21 protein-coding genes are annotated in these 24,604 nt (G+C 71.6%); 8 read left to right on the top strand and 13 right to left on the bottom strand.

Features of this window, described 5'->3' with window-relative positions:
- Positions 1 to 16 precede the first annotated feature (16 nt).
- The 3 genes from B0I33_RS03850 to B0I33_RS03840 form a co-directional block, all read right to left on the bottom strand.
- Entirely contained in the window at positions 17 to 583 is a 567-nt protein-coding gene (locus B0I33_RS03850; RefSeq protein ID WP_106177137.1) for a TetR/AcrR family transcriptional regulator, read from the bottom strand.
- On the bottom strand, positions 556 to 1,365 hold the full coding sequence (locus tag B0I33_RS03845) for an SGNH/GDSL hydrolase family protein (protein ID WP_106177136.1): 810 nt from the start codon (positions 1,363 to 1,365) through the stop codon (positions 556 to 558). Before B0I33_RS03845 ends, B0I33_RS03850 begins: the two co-directional genes overlap by 28 nt.
- 172 nt (positions 1,366 to 1,537) lie before the next feature.
- On the bottom strand, positions 1,538 to 3,022 hold the full coding sequence (locus B0I33_RS03840; RefSeq protein ID WP_106177135.1) for a helix-turn-helix domain-containing protein: 1,485 nt from the start codon (positions 3,020 to 3,022) through the stop codon (positions 1,538 to 1,540).
- Positions 3,023 to 3,137: 115 nt separating this feature from the next.
- On the opposite strand from B0I33_RS03840, the gene exaC reads away from it, so the two are divergent.
- Together exaC and B0I33_RS03830 are read left to right on the top strand one after the other, a co-directional pair.
- Positions 3,138 to 4,661, top strand: coding sequence for an acetaldehyde dehydrogenase ExaC (gene exaC, locus B0I33_RS03835; RefSeq protein WP_106177134.1), 1,524 nt, complete (start codon positions 3,138 to 3,140; stop codon positions 4,659 to 4,661).
- The gene (locus B0I33_RS03830) at positions 4,661 to 5,044 is read left to right on the top strand and encodes a DUF779 domain-containing protein (RefSeq protein ID WP_106177133.1); all 384 of its coding nucleotides are present in this window, start codon (positions 4,661 to 4,663) and stop codon (positions 5,042 to 5,044) included. The genes exaC and B0I33_RS03830 overlap by 1 nt, the downstream gene beginning before the upstream one ends.
- Before the next feature lie 49 nt (positions 5,045 to 5,093).
- On the opposite strand, the gene B0I33_RS03825 is transcribed toward B0I33_RS03830, so the two are convergent.
- The 3 genes from B0I33_RS03825 to B0I33_RS03815 all read right to left on the bottom strand — a co-directional run bounded on the left by B0I33_RS03825 (position 5,094) and on the right by B0I33_RS03815 (position 10,449).
- Positions 5,094 to 6,701: a beta-N-acetylhexosaminidase gene (locus B0I33_RS03825; protein ID WP_245900429.1), complete on the bottom strand. Its 1,608-nt coding sequence runs from the start codon at positions 6,699 to 6,701 to the stop codon at positions 5,094 to 5,096.
- A 98-nt stretch (positions 6,702 to 6,799) separates the two neighbouring features.
- Positions 6,800 to 8,497 (bottom strand): BCCT family transporter, encoded by a 1,698-nt coding sequence (locus tag B0I33_RS03820; RefSeq protein WP_106177131.1) that lies wholly within the window; start codon positions 8,495 to 8,497, stop codon positions 6,800 to 6,802.
- Positions 8,498 to 8,550: 53 nt separating this feature from the next.
- A complete protein-coding gene (locus B0I33_RS03815) occupies positions 8,551 to 10,449 on the bottom strand; it encodes a propionyl-CoA synthetase (RefSeq protein ID WP_106177130.1) in 1,899 nt (632 codons plus the stop codon).
- Between the two features lie 152 nt (positions 10,450 to 10,601).
- Here B0I33_RS03815 and B0I33_RS03810 point away from each other — a divergent pair, with 152 nt between their 5' ends.
- On the top strand, positions 10,602 to 12,347 hold the full coding sequence (locus B0I33_RS03810) for a serine/threonine-protein kinase (RefSeq protein WP_106177129.1): 1,746 nt from the start codon (positions 10,602 to 10,604) through the stop codon (positions 12,345 to 12,347).
- A gap of 68 nt (positions 12,348 to 12,415) precedes the next feature.
- On the opposite strand, the gene B0I33_RS03805 is transcribed toward B0I33_RS03810, so the two are convergent.
- A complete protein-coding gene (locus B0I33_RS03805; protein ID WP_106177128.1) occupies positions 12,416 to 13,990 on the bottom strand; it encodes a dolichyl-phosphate-mannose--protein mannosyltransferase in 1,575 nt (524 codons plus the stop codon).
- Positions 13,991 to 14,052: 62 nt separating this feature from the next.
- Between B0I33_RS03805 and rsmI the strand changes: the two genes are divergently transcribed.
- Together rsmI and B0I33_RS03795 are read left to right on the top strand one after the other, a co-directional pair.
- Positions 14,053 to 14,892: a 16S rRNA (cytidine(1402)-2'-O)-methyltransferase gene (gene rsmI / locus B0I33_RS03800; RefSeq protein WP_106177127.1), complete on the top strand. Its 840-nt coding sequence runs from the start codon at positions 14,053 to 14,055 to the stop codon at positions 14,890 to 14,892.
- A gap of 123 nt (positions 14,893 to 15,015) precedes the next feature.
- Complete coding sequence (locus B0I33_RS03795) at positions 15,016 to 15,534, top strand: hypothetical protein (protein ID WP_106177126.1); 519 nt, start codon at positions 15,016 to 15,018, stop codon at positions 15,532 to 15,534.
- Positions 15,535 to 15,538: 4 nt separating this feature from the next.
- On the opposite strand, the gene B0I33_RS03790 is transcribed toward B0I33_RS03795, so the two are convergent.
- On the bottom strand, positions 15,539 to 16,087 hold the full coding sequence (locus B0I33_RS03790; RefSeq protein ID WP_342750048.1) for a QsdR family transcriptional regulator: 549 nt from the start codon (positions 16,085 to 16,087) through the stop codon (positions 15,539 to 15,541).
- 52 nt (positions 16,088 to 16,139) lie between these two features.
- On the opposite strand from B0I33_RS03790, the gene B0I33_RS03785 reads away from it, so the two are divergent.
- Positions 16,140 to 17,096: a quinone oxidoreductase family protein gene (locus B0I33_RS03785; protein WP_106177125.1), complete on the top strand. Its 957-nt coding sequence runs from the start codon at positions 16,140 to 16,142 to the stop codon at positions 17,094 to 17,096.
- A gap of 4 nt (positions 17,097 to 17,100) precedes the next feature.
- On the opposite strand, the gene B0I33_RS03780 is transcribed toward B0I33_RS03785, so the two are convergent.
- Positions 17,101 to 18,393: an aminodeoxychorismate synthase component I gene (locus tag B0I33_RS03780; protein WP_106177642.1), complete on the bottom strand. Its 1,293-nt coding sequence runs from the start codon at positions 18,391 to 18,393 to the stop codon at positions 17,101 to 17,103.
- Positions 18,394 to 18,507: 114 nt separating this feature from the next.
- Between B0I33_RS03780 and B0I33_RS03775 the strand changes: the two genes are divergently transcribed.
- Complete coding sequence (locus B0I33_RS03775; protein WP_106177124.1) at positions 18,508 to 19,494, top strand: glycoside hydrolase family 183 protein; 987 nt, start codon at positions 18,508 to 18,510, stop codon at positions 19,492 to 19,494.
- A gap of 1 nt (position 19,495) precedes the next feature.
- Here B0I33_RS03775 and B0I33_RS03770 read toward each other — a convergent pair whose 3' ends face one another.
- The 4 genes from B0I33_RS03770 to B0I33_RS03755 all read right to left on the bottom strand — a co-directional run bounded on the left by B0I33_RS03770 (position 19,496) and on the right by B0I33_RS03755 (position 22,606).
- Complete coding sequence (locus B0I33_RS03770) at positions 19,496 to 20,086, bottom strand: GH25 family lysozyme (RefSeq protein ID WP_106177123.1); 591 nt, start codon at positions 20,084 to 20,086, stop codon at positions 19,496 to 19,498.
- 89 nt (positions 20,087 to 20,175) lie between these two features.
- Positions 20,176 to 20,943 carry an ABC transporter permease gene (locus B0I33_RS03765; RefSeq protein WP_106177122.1) on the bottom strand — a complete coding sequence of 256 codons (768 nt, stop codon included), beginning with the start codon at positions 20,941 to 20,943 and terminating at the stop codon, positions 20,176 to 20,178.
- Positions 20,933 to 21,913, bottom strand: a complete 981-nt coding sequence (locus B0I33_RS03760; RefSeq protein WP_106177121.1) for an ATP-binding cassette domain-containing protein — start codon at positions 21,911 to 21,913, stop codon at positions 20,933 to 20,935. Before B0I33_RS03760 ends, B0I33_RS03765 begins: the two co-directional genes overlap by 11 nt.
- 78 nt (positions 21,914 to 21,991) lie before the next feature.
- A complete protein-coding gene (locus B0I33_RS03755) occupies positions 21,992 to 22,606 on the bottom strand; it encodes a PadR family transcriptional regulator (protein ID WP_106177120.1) in 615 nt (204 codons plus the stop codon).
- 60 nt (positions 22,607 to 22,666) lie between these two features.
- Between B0I33_RS03755 and metG the strand changes: the two genes are divergently transcribed.
- Positions 22,667 to 24,457 carry a methionine--tRNA ligase gene (gene metG / locus B0I33_RS03750; RefSeq protein WP_106177119.1) on the top strand — a complete coding sequence of 597 codons (1,791 nt, stop codon included), beginning with the start codon at positions 22,667 to 22,669 and terminating at the stop codon, positions 24,455 to 24,457.
- Positions 24,458 to 24,604: the final 147 nt, after the last annotated feature.

Here is a 24,604-nt window from a genome sequence, read left to right as displayed (position 1 = left end):
GCAGTGAAGGTGGCCTTCACTGCCCGCGGGCCGGGGGCAGGTAGGCCTGCAGGGTGATGTCGAGGGTGTCGTCGATGCGGTCGGGCGACAGCTCGCCGCACAGCCACAGCTCCGCGAGCCCGTGCACGGCGGCCCACAGCGACGCGGTGAGCAGCGCGCCGTCGGCGTCGGCCCGCCAGCCCCCGGCCTGCGCCCGCGCGACCAGCTCGCCGAACTGCTCGCGCACCGCGCCGGTGCCACGCGACAGTTCGGGCTGCCTGGGGTCGACGAGGTCGCGCCGGAACATCAGCTCGAACATCGCCGGGTTCTCCAGTGCGAACTCCACGTACGCGCGGCACGCCGCCAGCAGGCGCTCCCTCGGCCCGACCCCGGGCAGGTCCTCGCCGCGCGCCCGCAGTTCCGCGAACCCGGTGCTCGCCACGGCGGACAGCAGCTCGGTGCGGCCGGCGAAGTGACGCAGCGGCGCACCGTGCGACACGCCCGCCGCGCGGGCGATCCGGCGCAGGGTCACCGCCTCCACGCCCTCGTCGGCGAGCAGCGCCGTCGCGCTCGCGATCAGGCGCTGCCGGGGATCGTCTGCCATGGGCGCCGCTCGTCGTCGAGAACCGGCAGGAGATCGGGCCGTTTCGGCACGTAGCCGTCCCCCGACGAGCGCCCGGTCAGGTAGTTGGTGAACCGGGTCCTCGCCACCGGAAGCACCCAGCCCCACACCCAGCGCGCGTGCGCCAGCAGGCCGGGTTCGTCCGGCTCGCCCGGCAACGGGGCCAGCCAGCTCTCCTCGCACGGCACGTCGAGCCTGCGCAGCATGTGCGCGGCCACCCTGCGGTGGCCGTGTTCACCGAGGTGCAGCCGGTCGGGCCCGAAGTACCGCAGGTCCTGCGCCGCCTCGTCGGGCCACAGGTCGACGAGCACGGCGCCGTAGGTGTCGGCTGCCTCGCGGATGGCGTCGTTGAGCGCCTCGATGCGGTCGCGCATCCGGCGGGCGACCGGCATCCGGCTGGAGACGTCGCTCAGGGTGAACACCACGACGGTCGGGGCGGCGTCGCTGAGCAGCCGCACCGCCGCGCGGACGCGGGTCGCCACCACGTCGGAGTTGCACGCCCTGGTCATCAGGTCGTTGCCGCCGCCGAACAGCGCCACGAGATCCGGCTTGAGGTCGATGGCCGTCGGGATCTGCTCGACGATGATCTGGTCGAGCCGCCTGCCGCGCACCCCGAGGTTGGCGTAGCGCAGGCCCGGCTCGTCGTGCGCGAGCCTGCCCGCCACCAGGTCCGCCCAGCCGCGGTACTGCTGCCTGCCCGGATACGGGTCGTCCAGCCCCTCGGTGCAGCTGTCGCCCAGCGCGACGAAGCGTTCGTATCTCATTCAACTCTCCGACGTCCACCGTTAACCTGCCGGACATTGTTCCCGAAGGCGGTAGACGGTGTCTACATCCGCCGCGCCGCGTGCCTGGTCACCAGTCGTGAGTGGGGAACGTGGTGAGAACCACGTTCCCCACTCACGAGAGGTTCGGCGGGCTTGGGCGTCCGGTTCGCGCTCAGGCTTCGAGCTGGGCCCGGTGTGTCTCGACGAGCGCGCGGCGCGGGTCCCGCCCCGGCAGGACGGTGCACAGCGCGTCCACGACCTCCAGGTCGTCGGCGCCGCAGGAGGTGTCCCAGAACTCCCACAGCGCCTCCGGGTCCCGGTGCTCCAGCGCCACCCTGCGGACCAGCGCCGTGATCGACTCGCGCTCGTCGTGGATCGCGGGCGCCTCCGACCTCGGCAGCAGCGGGCCCTCGAACGCCCGCGCCGCGGCCAGCGCCGCGCCCTCGCGCAGGGCCGAGCGGACGCGGAGGAAGTCGGCTTCGATGTCGGCGGCGAGCCGGTACGGCCGGGTCCGGAACACCGAGGGGCCGAGCTGGTTGCGCAGCCGGTGCAGCTCCGCGCGGACGGTGACCGGGTTGCCCGCTTCGCCGTAGAGCTGCAACGCGAGGCGCTCGGCGGAAAGGCCCTCGGGGTGCAGCGCGAGCAACGTGAGGATCTCGGCGTGCCGCAGGGTGATCGGGATGTCCCTGCCGTCCACGGTGGCCATCGGCTCGCCGTCACCGAGGAACTCCAGCGTCAGCCTCGGCACGGGCACCTGCCGGGGACGGCCGCGGTCCAGCCGCAGCAGGTAGCCCTCCGGCAGCGGTTCGACGGTACCGATCCGGCCGTCCGGCAGCGCCACCGCGCCACCCGGCCGCCGGACGTCCACGGTGGCCGGGAGCGCCCCGCACGCCTCGCTGGCGAGCACCCGGCCGGTGGCCGAAAGCAGCGCGCCCGGTTCGCCGCGCAGCGCCTCCAGATGCGGCATGTTCGCGCGCCGCAGCCGCTCGTCGCGGGCCGCCAGCTCGGTACGCAGGTGCCCCTCGGCCAGGTCGGCGGTGGCGGAGACGAGCGCCAGCATCGCGGGGTGGACCGTACGCAGGGGCCCGCTCACGTCGATGGCGCCGAGCAGCGCGCCCGTCTCGGGGTCCCGCAGCGGCGCGGCGGCACAGGTCCACGCGTGGTAGGTCCGCACGAGGTGCTCGGCCGAGTAGATCTGCACGGGCTTCCCGGTGGCGAGCGTGGTGCCCATCGCGTTGGTGCCGATGGCGTCCTCCGACCAGCGCGTGCCCTCGGCCAGGTGCACGCGGTCGGCACGGCGGCAGACATCCGTGGCGCCCTCCCGCCACAGGATGTATCCCTCCGCGTCGGTGACGATCATGATGTGCTCGGCGTCGTCCGCGATGCTCACCAGCGTGCGCCGCAGGATGGGCAGCACCGGGGCCAGCGGATGGCTCTCGCGCAGCTCGGCGAGCTCGGCGCCGCCGTAGACCACGGGCGGCGGGTTGCTGTCCGGGTCGACGCTGGCGGCCAGCGAGCGGTTCCACGACTCGGACACCACCGACCGCGGCGATCGGGGCGCGGGTGCGCCGGAGAGCACGGCCTCGTGGACGTGCTTCAGCAGCCGCGCGTACGACTCGGGGTCGCGCAGCAACTCCTGCGCAGGCTGCTCTGCCACGACTCGAAAGGCTAGTGAGCCCGCTCACGTCGCTGCAACGTACGTGCAACGTCGGTTTCTCTACGTTCGCCGCCACGAAATCCCAGGCAACGAGGCTGGACCGACTGGAGCGACGATGACGACATACGCGGCACCGAACACCGAGGGCAGCGTGGTGAGCTACGCCTCGCGCTACGACCACTTCATCGGCGGGGAGTACGTGCCGCCCGCGAAGGGGCAGTACTTCGAGAACCCGACGCCGGTCACCGGTCAGGTGTTCACCGAGATCGCGCGGGGCACCGCGGACGACGTCGAGCGGGCGCTCGACGCCGCCGAGGGCGCCGCACCCGCCTGGGGCCGGACGTCGGCCGACGAGCGGGCGGGCATCCTGCTGAGGATCGCCGACCGGATGGAGGCCAACCTCGAGCGCCTCGCGGTGGCGGAGAGCTGGGAGAACGGCAAGCCGGTCCGGGAGACGCTGGCCGCCGACATCCCGCTGGCCATCGACCACTTCCGCTACTTCGCGGGCGCGCTGCGCGCCCAGGAGGGCGGCATCTCGCAGATCGACGAGCACACGGTCGCCTACCACTTCCCCGAGCCGCTCGGCGTGGTCGGGCAGATCATCCCCTGGAACTTCCCGCTGCTCATGGCCACGTGGAAGCTCGCGCCCGCGCTGGCGGCGGGCAACGCGGTGGTGCTCAAGCCCGCCGAGCAGACGCCCGCCTCGATCCACCTGCTGCTGTCCATGATCGGCGACCTGCTGCCCGCGGGCGTGCTGAACGTGGTGAACGGGTTCGGCGTCGAGGCGGGCAAGCCGCTGGCGTCCAGCCCGCGGGTGCGGAAGGTGGCGTTCACCGGCGAGACCACCACCGGCAGGCTCATCCTGCAGTACGCGAGCGAGAACATCATCCCGGTGACCGTCGAGCTGGGAGGCAAGAGCCCGAACATCTTCTTCGCCGACGTCGCGGCCGCGAACGACGCGTTCTACGACAAGACTCTGGAGGGCTTCGCGCTGTTCGCGCTGAACCAGGGCGAGGTGTGCACCTGCCCGTCGCGGGCGCTGGTGCAGGAGGACATCTACGACCGGTTCGTCGGGGACGCGGTGGAGCGGACCAGGCGGATCAAGCAGGGGCACCCGCTGGACACCGAGACGCAGATCGGTGCGCAGGCGTCCAACGACCAGCTGGAGAAGATCCTCTCCTACATCGACATCGGCAAGCAGGAGGGCGCGCGGGTGCTCACCGGCGGCAACCGCGTCGACCTCGGCGGCGAGCTCTCCGGCGGCTACTACGTGGAGCCGACGATCTTCGAGGGCCACAACAAGATGCGGATCTTCCAGGAGGAGATCTTCGGCCCGGTGGTGTCCGTGACGCGGTTCGCCGACTACGACGACGCGATGAAGATCGCCAACGACACCCTGTACGGCCTCGGCGCGGGTGTCTGGTCGCGCGACGGCAACGTCGCCTACCGCGCGGGCCGGGACATCCAGGCGGGCCGGGTGTGGGTGAACAACTACCACGCCTACCCCGCGCACGCGGCGTTCGGCGGGTACAAGGCGTCGGGCATCGGCCGCGAGACGCACAAGATGATGCTCGACCACTACCAGCAGACGAAGAACCTCCTGGTCAGCTACTCCGACCAGGCGCTGGGCTTCTTCTGATGACTCCGGGTCGGGTCGCGCTCACGGAGGCCGCCGCGGAGCTGCTGCGGCGGCTCTCCGCCGAGCACGGGCCGGTGATGTTCCACCAGTCGGGCGGCTGCTGCGACGGCAGCGCGCCGATGTGCTACCCGGCGGGGGAGTTCCGCGTCGGTGCGAGCGACGTGCACCTCGGCGACCTGCCGGTCGAGGGGGCCGGGGACGTGCCGGTGTGGATGTCGGGCCCGCAGTTCGAGTACTGGCGGCACACCCACCTGACGATCGACGTCGTGCCCGGCCGGGGCAGCGGGTTCTCGCTGGAGGCACCGGAAGGGGTGCGCTTCCTGATCCGGTCCCGGCTGCTCACCGACGACGAGCTGGCCGAGCTGGACGGGACTCGTGAGTGAGGAGCGTGGTTAGAACAACGTTCCTCACTCACGAGCCCCACGCGGTCGGCTACTTCCAGTCCACCAGGGGCGAGCGGTAGAAGTCGACGCCGCGCAGCTCCCAGCGCGGGCCCTGCTCGGCGAGCCGTTCCCGGAACGACGCCCAGTCGTGCGTCGACCACGGCGACCAGCCGAGCTCCGCGATCGCGGGCAGCCGGGGGAACGCCATGTACTCGATGTCGTCGAGGTCGCGCAGGGTCTCCGACCACAGCGGGGCCTCGACGCCGAGTACCGAGTCCTCGCCGACGCCGTCGACGTGGTTGCCCGGGTTCCAGTCGTAGGCGTCGTCGATCTCGGTGTAGCCGGCCCACGACAGCCCGAGCGGCGTGCTCTCGTCGTACTTCATGTCGAGGTACGCCTTGTTGGCAGGGGACATGAGGATCTTGTGCCCGCGTGCGGCGGCCTCGGCGAGCTCGGCGTTCGTGTTGGTCGTGCCCCAGTACTGCGGCACGGCCGACGTGGGAGGCGAGACCTTGGCGATCTCGTTCCAGCCGAAGGGCCGCTTGCCGTACTTGTAGACCATCGGCAGCACGCGGTCCATGAACTTCTGGTAGTCCTCGTCCGTGGTCGCGTGCGCCTCGTCGCCACCGATGTGCAGGTACGGTCCCGGCGTCATCGCGGCGACCTCGCGGATCACGTCCTCCACGAAGGTGTACGTCAGCTCCTTGTCGATGCACAGCGAGCTGTAGCCGACCTCGATGTCGGTGCGCGGCGGCGGTGCCACGCCGTCGCAGTTGAGCTCGGCGTAGGTGGACAGCGCCGAGTTCGTGTGTCCCGGCATGTCGATCTCCGGAACGATCGTGATGAACCGCGACTGCGCGTAGGAGACCAGGTCGGCGTACTCGGCCTTGGTGAGGTAGCCACCACCCACGCCGTCCACGCCGGTGCCGGGCCCGCCGCCCACCGTGGTCAGCCGGGGCCAGCTGTCGATCTGGATGCGCCAGCCCTGGTCGTCGGTGAGGTGCAGGTGCAGGTGGTTGACCTTGTACTGGGCGAGCTCGTCGATGTAGGCCTTGACCTCGTCGGGCGTGTGGAAGTGCCGGGCGAGGTCGAGCATCGCGCCCCGGTAGGGGAACCGCGGGTAGTCGACGATCCGGCCGCCAGGCACGGTCCACGACCGCCGCTGGGTCCGGTCGGCCTCGATCTCGGCGGGGAGCAGCTGGCGCAGCGTCTGCGTGCCCGCGAACAGGCCGGCCGCCGTGTTGGCGCGGATGGTCACGCGGTGGCGGGCGACGTCGAGCTGGTACCCCTCGTCGCCGATCCGCGGGTCGGCCTTGCCGAGCAGCAGCGAGATCTCCCGCGGCACCGGGCGGTGCCAGGACACGACGGGCAGGTGGTAGCCGGTCGCCGGGCGCAGGGTCTCGGCGAGATACGTGCCGACCTGCCTGGCCTCGGCCGAGCCCGGCTGGGTACGGATGACGGTGAACGGGGTGAGCCGGTAGTCGGCCCTCGGGTCGGGCTCGGCCTCGACGGGGGCGGGAATCACGTCGGTGAGCTGCCGTTCCGGCTGGTGTCCGGTGGGGCCGGCCTGCTCGCCCGGTTCGGCTGCCGCCGCGAACCCGGGTAAGCACAGCGCGGCGGCGGTCACCACCGCGGCGAGCGATCTGCGTTGACGCACGAAGCACCTCCTGTAGGGGAGAGGGCAGTGCGTAAAGGTATAGACCAATATCGCGGGCCTGGACATCCGCCGTTCGGACTAGTGCCGGAGTTCGTGCGTCAGTCCGGGGCGGGCGCCTTCTCCCGTCGCTTCGCGAGCATCCTCCGCGTGCGCCTCGGCAGCAACTCCTCGTCGGCCACGTCCTCCCGCAACGCCCGGACCAGGCAGTACATCGTCAGGAAAGCGACCAGGAAGAACGGAAGGCCCAGGACGGTGATGACCTCCTCCAGCGCCTGCAGCGCCTCCTGGCCGGTCGCGGCGATCAGCGTCGCCGCGACCACGCCTTCCAGCACGGCCCAGAACACCCGCTGCCGGGTGGGCGGGTTGAGCGCGTTGCCGGAGGTGAGCATGTCGACCACCAGCGAGGCCGAGTCGGAGGAGGTGGTGAAGAAGATGACGACGATGAGCACCGACATCGCCATGACGAACTCGGTGGCGGGGAAGTTCTCCAGGAAGGAGAACAGCGCACTGGCCGTATCGCCCTCCTGCACCACGGGGCCGACGAGCGAGCCGGGGTCGTGCCACTCGATGTTGATCGCGGAGAGCCCGAAGACGCTGAACCACACCACCGAGAACGCGACCGGGGCGCCGAGCACCCCGAGCACGAACTCGCGGATCGACCGGCCCTTCGAGATGCGGGCGACGAAGATGCCGACGAACGGCGCCCACGTGATCGTCCACGCCCAGTAGAACACGGTCCAGTTGCCCTGCCAGCCCCAGCCTTCCGCGGGCAGGGTGTCGTTCCAGAACGACAGGGGAATGAGCGCGGAGAGGTAGGTGCCCGCGCTCTCGATCACCCCGCGGAGCAGGAACACCGTCGAGCCGGCGAGCAGGATGAACACCAGCAGGCCCACGGCCATCCAGATGTTGATGTTGGACAGCCACTTGATGCCCTTGTCCAGGCCCAGCACCACCGAGATGGTGGCGATCGTCGTGACGATGGCGATGATGGCGATCTGGGTGGGCTTGCCGATCTCGATGCCGAACAGGCCGTTGAGCCCGCTGTTGATCTGCAGGGTGCCGAGCCCGATGGACACCGCGACGCCGAACAGTGTGCCGATCACGGCGGTCACGTCGATGACCTTGCCGATCGGGCCGTTGATCCGCTCACCGAGGATCGGGTGGAAGATCGAACTGACGCGGAACGGCAGCCCCCTCCGGTAGGCGAAGTAGGCGAACGCCAGCGCGGGCAGGGTGAAGATCGCCCAGGTGTGGAAGCCGAAGTGGTACAGGGTGAACCCGATCGCCTGGTTCGCCGCGTCCTCGCTCAGCGGCACCGCGTCGCCGGCCTGGACCGGTATCTCCCGCAGTCCCTCGGCGAACGCCTCCGCGCTGCCCGCCGACTCGCTGAGCGAGGCGACCTGCTCGTCCACCCCGCTCAGGGGCGGGTTGGCGAAGTGGTTGATCGGCTCGGCGACGCCCCAGAACATCAGGATCGTGCCGATGCCCGCGGCGAACAGCATGCCGAACCACGTGACGTTGCCGTACTCCGGACGCGCGTCCTTGCCGCCGAGACGCACGTGGCCGAACCGGCTCAGCGCGATCCACAGCAGGAACACCAGGAAGGACGTGACCCCGAGGATGTAGAACCACCCGAGGTTGGTCTTGATCGCGTCGGAGGCCGCGCCGAAGGCCGCGTCGACGGCGTCGGTGAACACGACGGAGCACACGACGAAGACGAACACCAGCGCCGCTGACGTGAAGAAGATCGCCGGGTTCGTCTTCAGCCCCAGCGCGCGCTGCAGTCTCTCCAGCATGGCCCTCCCCGTCCCTTGTGGACGGGAAAACTATCCGTGAGCGACCAACACTGTCAACGATCTCCAGGTGGGAAATCGCCAGGACGCAGGACCTCGCGCAGCGCGTCGAGCACCGCCGGGTCCTCGATGGTCGACGGCACCGGCTCCTCCCTGCCGTCGGCGATCCCCCGCATCGTCTTGCGCAGGATCTTGCCGGACCGTGTCTTCGGCAGCGCGTCCACAACCGACACGTCCCGGAACGCCGCCACCGGGCCGATGTCCCGGCGCACCGCCGCGACCAGCTCGTCGCGGAGCTGGTCCTCCGGGATGTCCACACCGGACTTCAGGACCACGAACCCCCGTGGCAGCTGACCCTTGAGCTGATCGCGCACCCCGATCACCGCGCACTCGGCCACGGCGGGATGCGCGGCGAGCACGGCCTCCATCGAGCCGGTCGACAGCCGGTGCCCGGCCACGTTGATCACGTCGTCGGTGCGGCCCATGACGAACAGGTAGCCGTCGGCGTCGCGGTAGCCGGAGTCGCCGGTCAGGTAGTGGCCCTCGTACCGCGAGAGATACGCCTCGACGTACCGCTCGTCGTCACCCCACAGGGTGGGCAGCGCGCCGGGCGGCAGCGGCAGCCGGATCGCGATGGCGCCCTCCTGGCCCGCGGGCAGCTCCTCGCCCGACTGGTCGAGGATGCGCACGTCCCAGCCCGGCACCGGGACGGTGGCGGACCCCGGTTTCACCGGCAGCTGCTCGATCCCCCTCGGGTTGGCCGCGATCGGCCAGCCCGTCTCGGTCTGCCACCAGTGGTCGATCACCGGCACGCCCAGCTTCTCGTGCGCCCAGTGGTAGGTCTCCGGGTCCAGCCGTTCGCCCGCCAGGAACAGCGTGCCGAACTTCGCCAGGTCGTACCTGGCGATCTCGGCGCCGTCCGGGTCGACCTTCTTGATCGCCCGCAGCGCGGTCGGCGCGGTGAACAGCGCCTTGGCGCCGTGCTCGGCGATCACCCGCCAGAACGCCCCCGCGTCCGGCGTGCCCACCGGCTTGCCCTCGTACAGGATCGACGTCGCGCCGACCAGCAGCGGCCCGTACACGATGTAGGAGTGGCCGACCACCCAGCCGACGTCGGACGCCGTCCACCAGATGTCGCCGGGACGCACGTCGTAGACCGCGCCCATCGACCACGCCAGCGCGACCGCGTGCCCGCCGTTGTCGCGGACGACACCCTTCGGCCTGCCCGTGGTGCCCGAGGTGTAGAGGATGTAGAGGGGATCGGTCGCCGCCACCGGAACCGGCTCGGCCGGCGACGCGCCCGCCATCAGCTCGGCCCAGTCGACGTCCCGCTCGCCGAGTTCGGCCCTGGCCGCCTCCCGCTGCAGCACCACGACGCGGTCCGGCTGGTGCCCGGTGGTTTCCAGCGCGGCCTCGATGATCGGCTTGTACTCGACGGTCCTGGCCGGTTCGATGCCGCACGAGGCGGCGACGATCACCTTCGGCTTCGCGTCCTCGATGCGGGCCGCCAGCTCCTTCGGGGCGAACCCGCCGAACACCACCGAGTGCACGGCGCCGATCCGGGCGCAGGCGAGCATGGCGACGACGGCCTCGGGGACCATCGGCATATAGACGATGACGCGGTCGCCGTGGGTGACGCCGAGGGAACGCAGCGCACCCGCGAACCGGGCCACCTCGTCGCGCAGCTCGGTGTAGGTGTAGGTCCGCCGGGAACCGGTCACCGGCGAGTCCCAGATGAGCGCGGCCTGCCCGCCCCTGCCCCGCTCGACGTGCCGGTCGAGGGCGTTGTAGGCGGTGTTCAGCTCCCCGTCGGGGAACCAGCGGTAGAGCGGTGCGCGGGAGGAGTCGAGGGCGCGGGTGGGTTCGCGGCTCCAGTCGACGGCCTCCGCCGCGGCCAGCCAGAACCCCTCCGGATCCTCCAGGCTGCGCCGGTAGGTGTCGGAATACACGCCCATTGCTTCCTCCTCGCCATCGAGCGGAACCGTGCTTCCCGCAGGTTACGGTCTCGTGAGCCAACCGGAACAGCACCACGCGCGTCCTGCGGATACCGAGCCGACATACTGTGAGGCGGACGGTGCAGGGGGACACGGGTTGTTAAGGAGCGAGGGTGGAATCGATCGCGAGCGCGCTGCTGTCGCTGGCGCATGCCCTGTTCGCGCCGGGGTTCTGCCCCGGGGACTGGGCGTGGGCGACGAGCGCGGCCGGATCGATCATCGCGCTGTTCCCAGTCGCCGCCGCCGTGGTGGTGGCGATCATGCGGAAGTTCACCGGCAACCGCTACCACGGCCCCCCGCTCATCGTCATCGGCGCCATCGGGTTCCTGCTCGTCTTCCTGCTGCCGTGGCTGTACGCGAACGGCATCTCGTCGGTGTTCCGCGCGGTGTTCGACGGGCGCGCGGGCGGGCTCTCCCAGAGCGCGGTGAGCGAGCTGGGTGTGCAGTACTGCTTCGTCGGCACGCAGGCCGAGTACCTCGGCGGCGGCCAGAACGTCTACGAGACGCTGTTCTACCCCTCGGGTGACGTGTTCGCGTACGGCTACTACCTCGGCGGGCTGATCGGCCTTCCGGTGCTCGCGCTGCTCGGCACCGTGCTGCTCATGCGCACCGCGCTGCGCCGGGGCCCGAAGTGGCCGGGCAGGCTGCTGTGGATCCCGTTCGTCGCCTTCGTCCTGCTCTCCGCCGGGGTGGAGGCCAACACGGCGGTGCACCTGTGGCTGGGTTACCTGCCGGTCACCGTGCTCGGCATCATCCCGGTGGCCCTGGTCGGGCCGCCGAGCTGGTCGACCATCCAGAACTCCGACCGGCCGCCGCAGCGGGAGCAGCCGCCGCCCCTCCCGCAGGCCGAGGAGCGCAAACCGCCGCCGTACGTGCCGCCGGAGCAGGAACAGAAGCCGCCGCCACCGCCGCAACCACCGCCTCGGCAGTACCCGCCGACCGCCGTCGCGCCGTCGCCGGAGCCGCCGCAGGAGCTCGCCGCCGCGCCCGGCCCGGTGCCCGTTCCGCCCGGTTCCGCGGGTGCGGGCAGCAGCCGGTTCCGGCGGGTCCGCAGGCTGGGGCACGGCGGTTTCGGCACGGTGTGGGAGGCCGTCGACACCCAGCTCGGCCGCACGGTCGCGCTGAAGATCGCGCACGCGCCCGACCGGGACACCGAGCAGCGGATGCAGCGGGAGGGCAGGGCGCTCGCCGCGCTGAGCCACCCCCACTGCGTGCGGGTTTACGACCTCGTGGAGGAGCCCGACGGGCTGGCGCTGGTGATGGAGTACCTGCACGGCCAGTCGCTCGCCACAGCGGTCGACACCGGTGGCACGCTCGACGACGTCGCCGCGGGCAGGCTGTGGGCGACCATGGCGAGCGCGCTGTCGGCCGCACACGACAAGGGTGTGCTGCATCGCGACGTCAAGCCGTCGAACGTGATAGTCGACCCGGCAGGCATGCCGCACCTCATCGACTTCGGCATCGCCCGCAGCAAGGGCGACTCGACCCTGACCGCCACCGGCATGATGATCGGCACGCCCGACTTCGTGGCGCCGGAAACGGCCGGGGGAGCCCCCGCCAGCCCCGCGTCCGACGCGTGGCAGCTCGCGGCGACCGTGAGCTACGCGCTGTCGGGCTACCCGCCCCGGGGCACGCGGGAGACGCCGATGGCGGCGCTGATGGCCGCCGCGCGAGCGGAGCCGCCGTCGCGGCTGCCCCGGCAGAGCGTGCACGCCAGGCTGCTCATCGCCTCGCTCGACCCGGAGCCCCGCAACCGGCCGACCCTGCGCGCCGTGAGCAAGGAGGTCGAGGGCTGGCTCTCGCGGGCGGGCAAGTCGGTGGACGGCCCCGTCACCCGCGTCGTGCCCCGGGTGCGCTGAGGGAACCAACCGCCGGGGCTCGTGAGTGAAGAACGTGGTTAGAACGACGTTTTTCACTCACGAGCCGGTCAGCGCCAGGACGGCAGCCAGAGCTCGGCCTGCCAGCGTTCGTTGGTGATCGAGTCGCCGTTGAGGATCGGCCACAGCCACACGAAGTTGGCCACCACCAGACCGGTGTACAGGGCCACGACCAGCAGCCCGGTGCCGCGTCGTTCGAACCCGGCCCGCGCGCTGCCCAGGACCTGCCCGAGCACCAGCGTCAGCCCCAGCACCAGGAACGGCGCCATCGGGGTGGCGTAGAAGAAGTACATCTGCCGGTCGAGCATCGCGAACCAGGGCAGCAACCCCGCCCCGTAGCCGGCCAGCACGGCCGCGTAGCGCCAGTCCGCCCGGAACACCGACCGCCAGAGCCCCCAGCCGATGACCGGCAGCGCGAGCCACCACATCGCCGGCGTGCCGACGAGCATCGTCGCGCTCACGCAGTCGGTCTCGCCGCAGCCGGCCGCCTCCTGACCCGACTCGTAGTAGTAGAGCATCGGCCGCAGCCCCATCGGCCACGTCCACGGCTTCGACTCCCACGGGTGCGGGTCGTCCTCCGGCGTCGTCAGGCCCTCGTGGAAGTCGAGCACGTTGGTCGTGTAGAGGAACAGCGACCGCAGCGCGTCGGGCACGAAGCCGAACGGGCCCGCGCCGACGTTCTGGATCTCCACGTAGTGCCGGTCGGTGGCCGTCTCGCTGGCGAACCACGCCCACCAGCTGCTGAGGTACCCGACCACGGCGATGAAACCGATGCTCCACGCCGCGGGGAGCACGTCCCGCCGCAGCACGCCGAGCCAGGGCCGTTCCACCCCGGCGGCGCGCCGGGCCGCGACGTCGAACGCGAGCGTCAGCAGCACGAACGCGACCACGTAGTAGGCGCCGGACCACTTGACCGCGGTGGCCAGGCCCAGCATCACCCCGCCGGTGAAGCGCCACCACCGGAAACCGAGCCGCGGCCCGTACGGCGTCTCGCCTGCCCATCCCTCGCGCACGGCGACCGCCAGCCGTTCCCGCACCTGCTCCCGGTCGAGCAGCACGCAGCCGAACGCCGCCAGCACGAACAACGTGATGAAGATGTCCAGCATCCCCATCCGCGACTGCAGGTGCAGCACGCCGTCGCAGATCACCAGGATCCCGGCGATCGCGCCGAGCAGGGTCGAGCGCGTGAGCCGCCGCGCGATGCGGATGGTCAGCAGGATGATCACCGTGCCGGCGATGGCGGCGCTGAACCGCCACCCCCAGCCGTTGTAGCCGAACAGCCACTCGCCGACCGCGATCAGCTGCTTCGCCAGCGGCGGGTGGACGATCAGCTCGTAGCCGTAGTTGTCCTCGTACCCCCCGTTGCGCAGCATCTGGAACGCCTGCGGCACGTAGTGCTTCTCGTCGAAGACGGGGGTGCCCTTGTCGGTGGGGAAGCCGAGGTTCTGCAGCCGCACGAAGGCACCGATCGCCGTCAGCACGACGGTGACGACGAGGGCGCGCATCCGGTCGCCGGGCATCGGCCTGCCGAGCAGCGTGGCCTCGCGGTCGCTCGGCGGCCGGGTGGCCGGCTCGGGATCCGGGCCCGCACCGTCCCCCGGCGAACGAGTGAGGAGTGCGGTCACGGAGGTCGATCCTAGGGGCGGCGGCGTGAGCTGCGTGTCGACGGCCCCGCTAGCCTCGGATCATGTCTCAGCCCGGCCGTCTGGTACTGGCCGCGACGCCGCTCGGTGACTCGCGGGACGCCTCGCCTCGCCTGGCCCAGGCGCTTGCGGAGGCCGACGTGGTGGCCGCCGAGGACACCCGGCGGCTGCGGTCGCTCGCCACCGCGCTCGGCGTCACCCCGCGCGGCCGGGTGGTCAGCTTCTACGAGGACGTCGAGCCGGCCCGCCTGCCCGGGCTGCTCGACGCGCTGCGCCGGGACGAGACCGTGCTGCTGGTCACCGACGCGGGGATGCCCAGCGTGTCCGACCCCGGCTATCGCCTGGTCGCGGCGTGCGTGGCCGAGGATCTGCCGGTGACGTGCCTGCCGGGGCCTTCGGCGGTCACCACGGCGCTGGCGGTCTCCGGGCTGCCGTCCGACCGGTTCTGCTTCGAGGGCTTCGCGCCCCGCAAGGGTGGCGAGCGGGCGAGGTGGTTCCGCGACCTGGCCGCCGAGCGGCGCACGACCGTGTTCTTCGAGTCGCCGCACCGGCTGGCCGCCACGCTGCGGGACGCCGCGGAGGCGCTCGGCCCGGACCGCAGGGCCGCCGTGTGCCGGGAGCTGACCAAGACCTACGAGGAGGTCCGGCGCGGTTCCCTCGCCGAGCTCGCCGCGTGGGCCGGGGGCGGGGTGCGCGGTGAGGTCACCGTGGTGCTCGCCGGGGCGGCGCCCCGCGAGGTGAGCGTGGCGGACCTGGTCGAGGAGGTCACCGACCGGGTGGCCGCGGGCGAGCGGCTCAAGGCCGCGGCCGCCGAGGTCGCCGGGGCCGCCGGGGTGTCCAAGAAGGAGCTTTACGACGCCGTGCTCGCCGCCCGCCGAAGGTAGGGCCGCCTCCCGACTTTGGTAGGGAGCAGGCGGGAAGCGACGAGCGCGCTGTGCATTCCTCGCTAGGTTCAGCGCGCACCGGACATCCGTCCGCTGCGTGATGTTCACAGACAGGAACACCTCATGCGAATCCGTCAGCTCGGCAGCGTGGTGGCGCTGGCCTTGTCGGTCACCGTGGCTCCCGCGGCCCTCGGGGCCGGTGCCCAGGCCGTCGCGGCCTGTCCGGAGGTCGGCAACGTGTACTACAGCATCTCCAACTCCTCCCGCAGCTGGATCAAGACCAACCTGCGCAGCGACTACCTCAGGGGCCCGGGCACGATCACCTACAACAAGACGACCACCTCGACGGTCAACGCCTCGGTGTCCGGAACCACCAGCGCCGAGGCCGGGGTGGTGTTCGCCAAGGCCAGCGTGTCCCTCAGCGTCACGGTGGGCGCGAGCTACTCGAAGTCGGACTCCTGGTCGTACTCGGCCACCGTGCCGTCCGGCAAGACCAAGCGGCTGCAGCAGTACAAGGAGGGCCGCAAGTTCACGGCGACCAAGACGAGGATCGTGGCGCCGTGCGACGTCCGCACGGTGTGGAAGCGGACGTTCAACGCGCCGGTGAAGAACGCCGTCTACAAGTGGCAGCTGGACAGCTGACGGGTCAGCACCCGCGCAGCAACGCGGCGACCGCCTGGCGCGCCTTGGCCGCGTCAGGCTGCTCGCCGATGATGATGTCGGTGTAGAGGAACGACTCCGCGATCCGCACGATGAGGTAGGCGAGGTCGGGTACGGGCAGCGGTGGATTCAGCGCGCCGGACGCGACCTCGGCCTCCAGCACCTCGGCGAGCTTCGCGATCGTGCGCCGCTGCACCACGCTGGCCTTGGTGGTGAGCACCCGCAGTGCGCGCTCCGGCTCGGTGCGCAGGAAGGTGCGGAAGGCCTCGTCGGCGTCGACGACCTCGACGAACTCACCGACCGTCCGCGCCACCAGCGCGGCGCCGGAGTCACGCCGCGCGCGGTACCGCCGCTCGAACACCGGCTCGGCCAGCGACCAGAGGATCTCGCCGAGCAGCCGGTCCCGGTTGCCGACCTTGCGGAACAGCGTCGCCCTGCTCATCCCGGTCTCGGCCGCGAGCTCCCGCATGTCGAGCCGCTTGCCGCGGAGGAACCAGCGGCGCGCGACCTCGAAGGCGCGGTCGTCCACGGTCACCTGTGGAACCTATCACCCTGAGCGCCTTGTGAGACGAATGTACGATCGTCTCATGCGAGCCGTACACGTCACCGAGTTCGGTGGTCCGGAAGTCCTCCAGCACGTCGAGCTGCCCGACCCCGAGCCGGGCCCGGACCAGGTGCTCGTCGAGGTCGAGCACGCCGGCGTGAACTACGCCGACACCCACCAGGCCGAGAACAGCTACCTGGCACCGAGCTCGCTGCCCCTGGTGCCGGGCGGCGAGGTGGCAGGCCGCACGCCGGACGGCAGGCGCGTCGTCGCCCTGCTGGACGGCGGTGGCTACGCGCAGCGGGCCGTCGCGGCGCCGGGCCGCGTCTTCGACGTACCGGACGGCGTGGACAACGTGACCGCGCTGGCGATGCTGGTGCAGGGCACCACGGCGTGGGTGCTGCTGCGCAGGAACGCGCACCTGGAGCCGGGCGAGTCCGTCGTCGTGCACGCGGCGGCGGGCGGCGTCGGCAGCATCGCCGTCCAGCTGGCCAAGGCGTGGGGCGCCGGCCGCGTCATCGCGACCGCGAGCAGCGAGGAGAAGCGCGAGCTGGCGCTCGGCCTCGGCGCGGACGTCGCCGTGGACTCCAGGGCCGAGGACATGACCACCGCGCTGCGCGAGGCCAACGGCGGCAGCCGGGTGGACGTCGTCCTCGACATGACCGGTGGCCGGATCACCGACGAGAGCGTCGCGGCACTCGCCCCGTTCGGGCGGCTGGCGTTCTTCGGCATGGCCAGCAGGCGGCCGCCGCAGCCGGTGCAGCTGCCCAGCCTGCTCAAGCACTCCACCTCGGTGTCGGGCATGTGGCTGCCCCACGTGTTCCGGCTGCCGGGCAACGTCTTCGGCACCGCGCTCGCGGAGCTGTTCGACCTCGTCCGGGACGGCAGGATCCGCGCCGTCCCCGGTGGCGAGTACGGCCTGACCGAGGCGCGCGAGGCCCACGAGGCGCTGCGTGCCCGCGGGACGGTCGGCAAGCTGGTGCTCGACACGAGCCGGTAGCGGCTCACCGGCCGGGCGGCTCGGCCAGCAGCCGTTCCAGGGGCGCCGCCTTGTGCAGGCACTCCTGCCACTCGGCCTCGGCGTCGGAGTCCGCGGTGATCCCGCCGCCGACGCCGAGGTCCACCCGGTCGCCGTGCAGCTCGAACGTGCGGATCGCGACCCCCAGCTCCATCCCCGCCAGCGGCGAGGCCAGGCCCAGCGCGCCGGTGTACACCCCGCGGGGCACCGGTTCCAGCTCGGCGATCAGCTCCAGCGCGCGGATCTTCGGCGCGCCCGTGACCGACCCCGGTGGGAACGCCGCGCGCAGCAGGTCCGCGTCGGTCCTGCCCGCGGGCAGCGTGCCCGTCACCGTCGAGTCCAGGTGCCACACCCCGGGCGCCGGGCGCACCGCCAGCAGCTCGGGCACGGTGACGCTGCCGACCGCGCACACCCGGCCGAGGTCGTTGCGCACCAGGTCGGTGATCATCACGTTCTCGGCGACGTCCTTCGTGGACTCGCGCAGCCTGGCGGCGAGCGCGTCGTCGGCCGGGCCGCGCCGGGGCAGGGTGCCCTTGATCGGGGTGGACCGCACGCGGTCGCCGTGCCGGGCGAGGAACAGCTCCGGTGACAGCGACACGACGGCACCCCAGCCACCCGCGAGGTAGCCACCCCGGCGGGGGCCCAGCCTGCGTACGCCTTCGGCGAAGAGCGCGCTCGGTTCGCCGGTGAACCGGCCGGTGAAGCGTGTGCAGATGTTGGCCTGGAACAGCTCGCCCGCCTCGATCGCGTGGACGCAGGCCTTCACCGCCGAGTGATGTTCCGCGGGCAGCGGCCGGTCGACCGTGGCCGGGCGCCACGACGGCGCGGGCGGCGGCCTGTCGAGCAGCTCCGCCAGTTCGCCGGCGAGCGCGTCCGGATCGGGGGCGCCATCGGCCACCAGCGCCTCGAACCACCAGCGGCCGTCGCCGTCCAGCCGCAGCACGTGGTCGGCCCAGCCCCACACCGCGCGGGGCAGCGCGGCGCGCCGCGCGGACGGGTCGGTCAGGTCGTAGGACAGGTAACCGAACCAGCCGCCGCCGACGGCGCCCGGTGCTCCATCGCGGACGGCGGGCTGCCGCGCGGGGACGGCGAAGGCGGCGTCCGGATCCGCGTACCCGGCGGTGCCGACGGACGGGGCGAGGACGGCCCGCGAGCCGAACCAGTCACCGCACAACGCGGCCGGTGCGGGCAGGCCGAGCGCGCGGGAGCGCCGGTCGAGCAGCAGCAACGCCCGGTCCGGGGGCGTGCTCGACCGCAGCGGCCTGCGCACCAATCGCATGCGGCCATTGTCGCCGACCGTGTCCGCGGGTTGTGCACGTGTGCCCGCGTCGCACGGCGCGATCACGCGTGCACAGAGCGCGGACACGGCGTCGCCGGCGTAACGTCGGTCGGCATGGTGCGTGTGGTCGAGACGACCCGGATCGGGCGGGTGACCGGACCCGGCTCGGCGAGCCGGACCCCCGAGCGGTTCGGCATCCACGGCACCGACCTCGGGATCCTGTGGGACGGCGGGGACGGCCGCGTGCGTGTGCTGTTCGGCGACACCTACGGCGAGGGCTGGCACGGCCACGGCGCCGGGCCGGCCGACGCGGACTGGCGGCGCAACGTGCTCACGTTCTCCGCCAACCGCGACCTGGAGCACGGCCTCGTGCTGGACGACGCGGTGTGCCGCGAAGACGGCGTGGCCCGCCAGGTCATCCCCTCCGGCCGCCGGGAGGTCACGGTGATCCCGAACGGCGGCATCGCCGTCGACGGCAGGCACTACGTCCACTACATGTCCGTGCGCCGGTGGGGACCGCCCGGCCGCTGGCGGACCGGGCACGCCGGGATCGCCGTGTCCGCCGACGGCGGCCGGACCTTCACCAAACCGCCGGCCGCGCGCTGGCCCAACCGCTGGCGCGGCGGCAACCGGTTCCAGATCGGCGCGTTCGCCCGCTCCGGCGAGCACGTCTACCTGTTCGGCACCACCAACGGCCGCTACGGCGACGCCTACCTGGCCCGCGCGCGGCCGGAGGACCTGCTCGACACCCGCGGCTACCGGTACTGGACCGGTTCCGGCTGGTCCCGTCGGCAGCGGGCGGCCGCGGCCGTGTTCGCCGGGCCGGTCGGGGAGATGTCGGTCGGCTACAGCTCCTACCTCGGCCGCTGGCTGCTGTTGCATCTCGACGAGCCGCGCAAGGGCATCGTCCTGCGCAGCGCCGAGCGGCTCACCGGGCCGTGGAGCTGGGGCGAGGTCGTGGTGTCCGGGCGGGAGTACCCGGCGGTGTACGGCGGGTTCCTGCACCCGTGGTCGCTCGACGGGCCCGACCTGTACTACCTGGTGTCCCAGTGGGGCCCGTACAACGTCTTCCTGCAGCGCACCCGGGTCGCCGCCGCGTGAGTCAGAGCAGCACGTCCGCCAGCGTGAACGGGTACACGAGCGCGTCGAGGCCGTACTCCCCGCCGCCGTGCTGGTGCAGCCCGAGGCGCGAGTGGAACCACCCCGGCCGTCCCGGGATCCCGTTGTGCCGCACCAGCCACAGCACCACCTCGCGGTCGGCCCACTTGTCCGGCCGGAACCGGTGCAGCCAGTCCTCGTAGGACGCGTACACCAGCACCCGCCGCACGCCGGAGGCCGCCCGCACCGCCTTGATCCAGGACTTGATGAACCGGTCGTCGACCCCGGTGGCCGACACGTCCAGCGCGGGGGCCAGTGCGCCGGGGGCGAACGCGCCGAGCAGCCTGCCCGTGCGCACGACGTGGCCCGCCTGGTCCTGCGGCGCCCCGGGACGGGCGTAGTGCCGGATGCCCGCGTGCACGCCCGCGTCCTGCGCGACGGCCAGCTGGCGGGCGGCGTCCGCGTCCGTCCAGTTCACGCTCTCGGTGATCGTGATCGAGGCGAACTGGATCGAACGCGCCCGCGCCGCCCGCCAGTCGGGCACGGACTGGTGCAGGGTCAGGTTGACCCCCAGCTGGGCACCTTGTTCCGTCACCGTCCGCCTCTCCGGGCCTTGACATTCGCGACGAACGTCACCCTACGACGCATCGCCGCAGGTGGCAGCGCATCGCGGCGCAGGGCGTGTCAGGCGTTCTCGCGACGGAAGGTGCGGGTCCCCCAGAACACGGCGAGTGCCGCCAGCGCGAGCAGCACCACGCTGCCGGTGAACAACGCGTCCATCGTGAACTCGCCCCGGAAGCTGGCGCGTTCGGCCTCCACCACGTGCGTGAACGGGTTGATGCGCGAGATCGTGTACAGCCACGAGGGCGCGAGCCCGGTGGTGATCGGCAGCAGGATCCCGGACAGCAGCAGCACCGGCAGCAGCACGGCGTTGAGCAGTGCCGGGAACGCCTCCTCGCTCTTCAGCGTCAGCGCGAGCGCGTACGAGGCCGACGCCATCGTCACCGAGAGCAGGGCCACGATCACCAGCCCCAGCACCACGCCGCCGACCGGCGCGCGCAGGTCGAAGGCCAGTACCGCGAGCGTGATCAGCAGGATCGCCTGGACCAGCGCCTGCAGCGCGTTGAGCAGCACCTTGCCGAGCAGCAGCGCCACCCGGCTCACCGGTGTCACCCGCAGCCGCTCGATCACGCCGTTGCGGTAGTCGGCCAGCAGCCCGAAACCGACGAACGAGCTGCCGAACAGGGCGATCATCACGATCAGCGCGGGCGTGAAGATCTGCCACACGTCGCCGGGCGGGAAGCCCGGCGTGTTCGCCACCATCTTCTCCATCAGCGGCCCGAACAGCACGAGGTACAGCAGCGGCTGCATGATCTGGATGAAGATCCAGGCCGGGTTCCGCAGCGACAGCACCAGGTCGCGGCGGAAGATCAGCCAGACGTCACGCGGCATCGGTGGCCACCTCCCCGCCTTCCTCGGCGTCGCGCAGCGTGCGGCCCGTCAAGGTGAGGAACACGTCGTCGAGCGTGGGCCGGTGCACCTGCATGGAGAGCATCGGGATGTCCTTCGCGTCGAGCGCCCGCAGCAGCTCGGGCATCGCCGTGTCGCCGCGCGGCACGCGGAACCGCACGGTTCCGTCCACAACGGACACGTCGTGCGCACCGTCCAGCGCGGTGACGACCTCCGCCGCGGCCGTCACCGAGTCCGGTTCCAGGCCGATCTCGACGCCGTCGCCCGACACCCGTGCCTTCAGCGCGTCCGGACTGCCCTCGGCGACGATGCGCCCGCTGTCGATCACGAGGATCCGATCGCACAGCGCGTCGGCCTCGTCCAGGTAGTGCGTGGTGAGGAACAGCGTCACCCCGTGCTCCGCGCGCAGCCTGCGGATGTGCTCCCACAGGTTCGCCCTGCTCTGCGGGTCGAGGCCGGTGGTGGGCTCGTCGAAGAACACCAGCTTCGGGTCGTGGATCAGCCCGAGCGCGATGTCCAGCCTGCGCCGCTGGCCGCCGGAGAGGGTCTTGGTCAGTCGCTGGCCGAGCCCGGCCAGGTCGAGCTGTTCGGCGAGTTCGGCGCCCCGGCGGTGGGCCTCGGCCTTGCTCAGGCCGTAGAGCCTGCCCTGCAGTTCCATCTCCTCGCCGACCTTGCACTCCGGCGCCGTGCCGCCGCCCTGCGCGACGTAGCCGATCCGCTGGCGCACGCCGAGCGGGTCGGCGAGCAGGTCGCAGCCCCCGACGGTGGCCTCGCCCGCGGTGGGCCGGAGCAGCGTGGTCAGCATGCGCAGGGTGGTCGTCTTGCCCGCGCCGTTCGGGCCAAGGAAGCCGACGAGCTCGCCCTCGGCGACATCGATGTCGACGCCCTTGACGGCCTCGACGGTGCGGCCGCGGGCGGAGAACCGCCGCGCGAGACCGCGTGCCTTGATCATCGGTACCCCCTGGTAATCAATCTTGACTAGTGGAGCGACGCAACTCTGCCCCATACCGGTGTTGCTAGTCAAACTTGATTACGCCGGTGACGGCGCCGCGGTGTCCGGCGGGTCGCCGAACGAGCGGTCCGGGTCGTCGCCCATGACGTACTCGCCCGCGCGCAGGCGCTCGATGAGATCCTTCGTCCACTCGATGTCCGCGGCGACGTGCAGCCGCCAGAGCTCGTACAGCGCGTTGACGTGCTCCGGCTGCCCCCACCCCGAGCCGTGTTCCAGCAGTGACGCCGCGTTGGCGTACTGGCCCTCCAGCTGCGTCAACCGGTGGCCGAGCAGGCTGATGGCCCGTTCCCGGCTCAGCGTGGGCAGAAACGTCACCGCGGCCGTGAACTCGTAGCCGTCGCCGCCCTCGTTGACCTCGGCCAGCATCCGTTGCAGCCGCAGGTTGAAGTCGGCGTGGCCCTGCTCGGTGAGCCGGTAGGCCACCCGATCGGGCCCCTTGGCGGCCCCGGCCACCTCGACCTGCTCCAGCAGTCCCTCGTCCGCCATCTTCTTCAGCGCGTGGTAGATCGAGCCGGGCTGGACCTTGGCCCACCTGTCCGCCGACCACGACAGCAACTCGCGGCGCACCTGGTAGCCGTGTGCCGTGCCGTGCATGCGCACGACGCCGAGCACGAGCAGCCGAGTCGCGGACACGGGACCAGCCTCCACTCCCAGCCGAACGGTGACGAGACGTCATCCGTAGGCTAATCGGGCATGAGCACCCCTGTGTTGACAGCGGTGGCCTGGCCCTACGCCAACGGCCCCCGCCACATCGGCCACGTGTCCGGGTTCGGCGTCCCCTCCGACGTGTTCTCCCGCTACCAGCGAATGGCCGGCAACCGCGTGCTCATGGTCTCGGGCACCGACGAACACGGCACCCCGATCCTGGTTCAGGCGGACAAGGAGGGGCTCTCCCCGCAGGAGACGGCCGACAAGTACACCCGCCAGATCGGCGAGGACCTGCGCGGCCTCGGCCTCTCCTACGACCTGTTCACCCGCACCACCACCGGCAACCACGCGCACGTGGTGCAGGAGATCTTCCTCGCGCTGCACCGCAACGGCTACATCGTGCCGAAAACCACGACCGGCGCGGTCAGCCCGTCCACCGGCCGCACGCTGCCCGACCGCTACATCGAGGGCACCTGCCCGATCTGCGGCTACGACGGCGCCCGCGGCGACCAGTGCGACAACTGCGGCAACCAGCTCGACCCCGCCGAGCTCATCAAGCCCCGTTCGCGCATCAACGGTGAGGTGCCGAAGTTCGTCGAGACCGAGCACCTGTTCCTCGACCTGCCCGCGTTCACCGAGTCGCTCGGCAAGTGGCTGTCCACCAAGACCGACTGGCGCTCCAACGTCCTCAACTTCACCAAGAACCTGGTCGACGACATGCGGCCGCGGCCCATCACCCGTGACCTCGACTGGGGGGTGAAGATTCCGCTCGACCGGTGGCGCGACGAGCCGCTGAAGCGGTTCTACGTCTGGTTCGACGCGGTGATCGGCTACTTCTCGGCCAGCGTCGAGTGGGCGCGCCGCTCCGGCGACCCGGACGCCTGGCGGCAGTGGTGGACCGACCCGGACGCGCAGTCGTACTACTTCATGGGCAAGGACAACATCACCTTCCACGCCCAGATCTGGCCCGCGCTGCTGCTCGGGCACAACGGCCAGGGCGACCACGGCGGCGAGCCCGGCCCGTACGGCAGGCTGCACCTGCCCGGCGAGATCGTGTCCAGCGAGTTCCTCACGATGAGCGGGTCGAAGTTCTCCACCTCGCGCGGCACGGTCATCTACGTGAACGACTTCCTGCGCGACTTCGGTCCCGACACGCTGCGGTACTTCATCAGCGTGGCCGGTCCCGAGACCAACGACACCGACTTCACCTGGGAGGAGTTCGTCCGGCGGACGAACTTCGAACTGGCCAACGAGTGGGGCAACCTGGTCAACCGGTCCATCTCGATGGCCCACAAGAACAACGGCGGGGTGCCTCGCCCGCAGGCCCCGCTGCGGGCCGACGAGGAGCTCAAGGCGCTGGCGCGGGGCGCTTTCGACACGGTGGGCGCGCACCTGCGGCGGTCGCGGTTCAAGCAGGCCGCGGGCGAGGCGATGCGGGTCGTCTCCGCGGCGAACAAGTACCTGTCCGACCAGCAGCCGTGGAAGCTCAAGGACGACCCGGACCGCAGGGACACCGTGCTGCACACGGCCCTGCAGGTGGTCTCCGACGCCAACACGCTGCTGACGCCGTTCCTGCCGCACGCGGCGCAGCAGGTGCACGAGGCGCTCGGCGGCACCGGTGTGTGGGCGGCGCAGCCGGAACTGCAGGAGGTCGAGGACCTCGACGTGCCCGGCCGGACCAACCCCGTCCTCACCGGCCGGTACTCGCAGGAGCAGGCGCGCTGGGAGTCCGTGCCGATCGAGGTCGGCAGGCCGCTCGCCAAGCCGACGCCACTGTTCGCGAAGCTCGACCCGAAGCTGGGGGAGACCGGACCGGAATGGGCGCCGATCCAGTGACCACCGCGGCCTCCCGCGAGTCCCCCGCCCAGCACCGCGAGTTCTGCGTTCGGGACCGTGAGCGCCGCGCTCGCGGTGACCGGAACGGGGATTTCACGGGCCTGAGTGCGGCACTCGCGGTCCCCGGCGGGGGACTCGCGTTCGGGA

The sequence above is a fragment of the Prauserella shujinwangii genome (assembly GCF_003001955.1).
GTDB lineage: Bacteria > Actinomycetota > Actinomycetes > Mycobacteriales > Pseudonocardiaceae > Qaidamihabitans > Qaidamihabitans shujinwangii.
The sequence above is the reverse complement of the archived record's forward strand: the minus strand, read 5'-3'. Positions and strand labels throughout refer to the sequence as shown.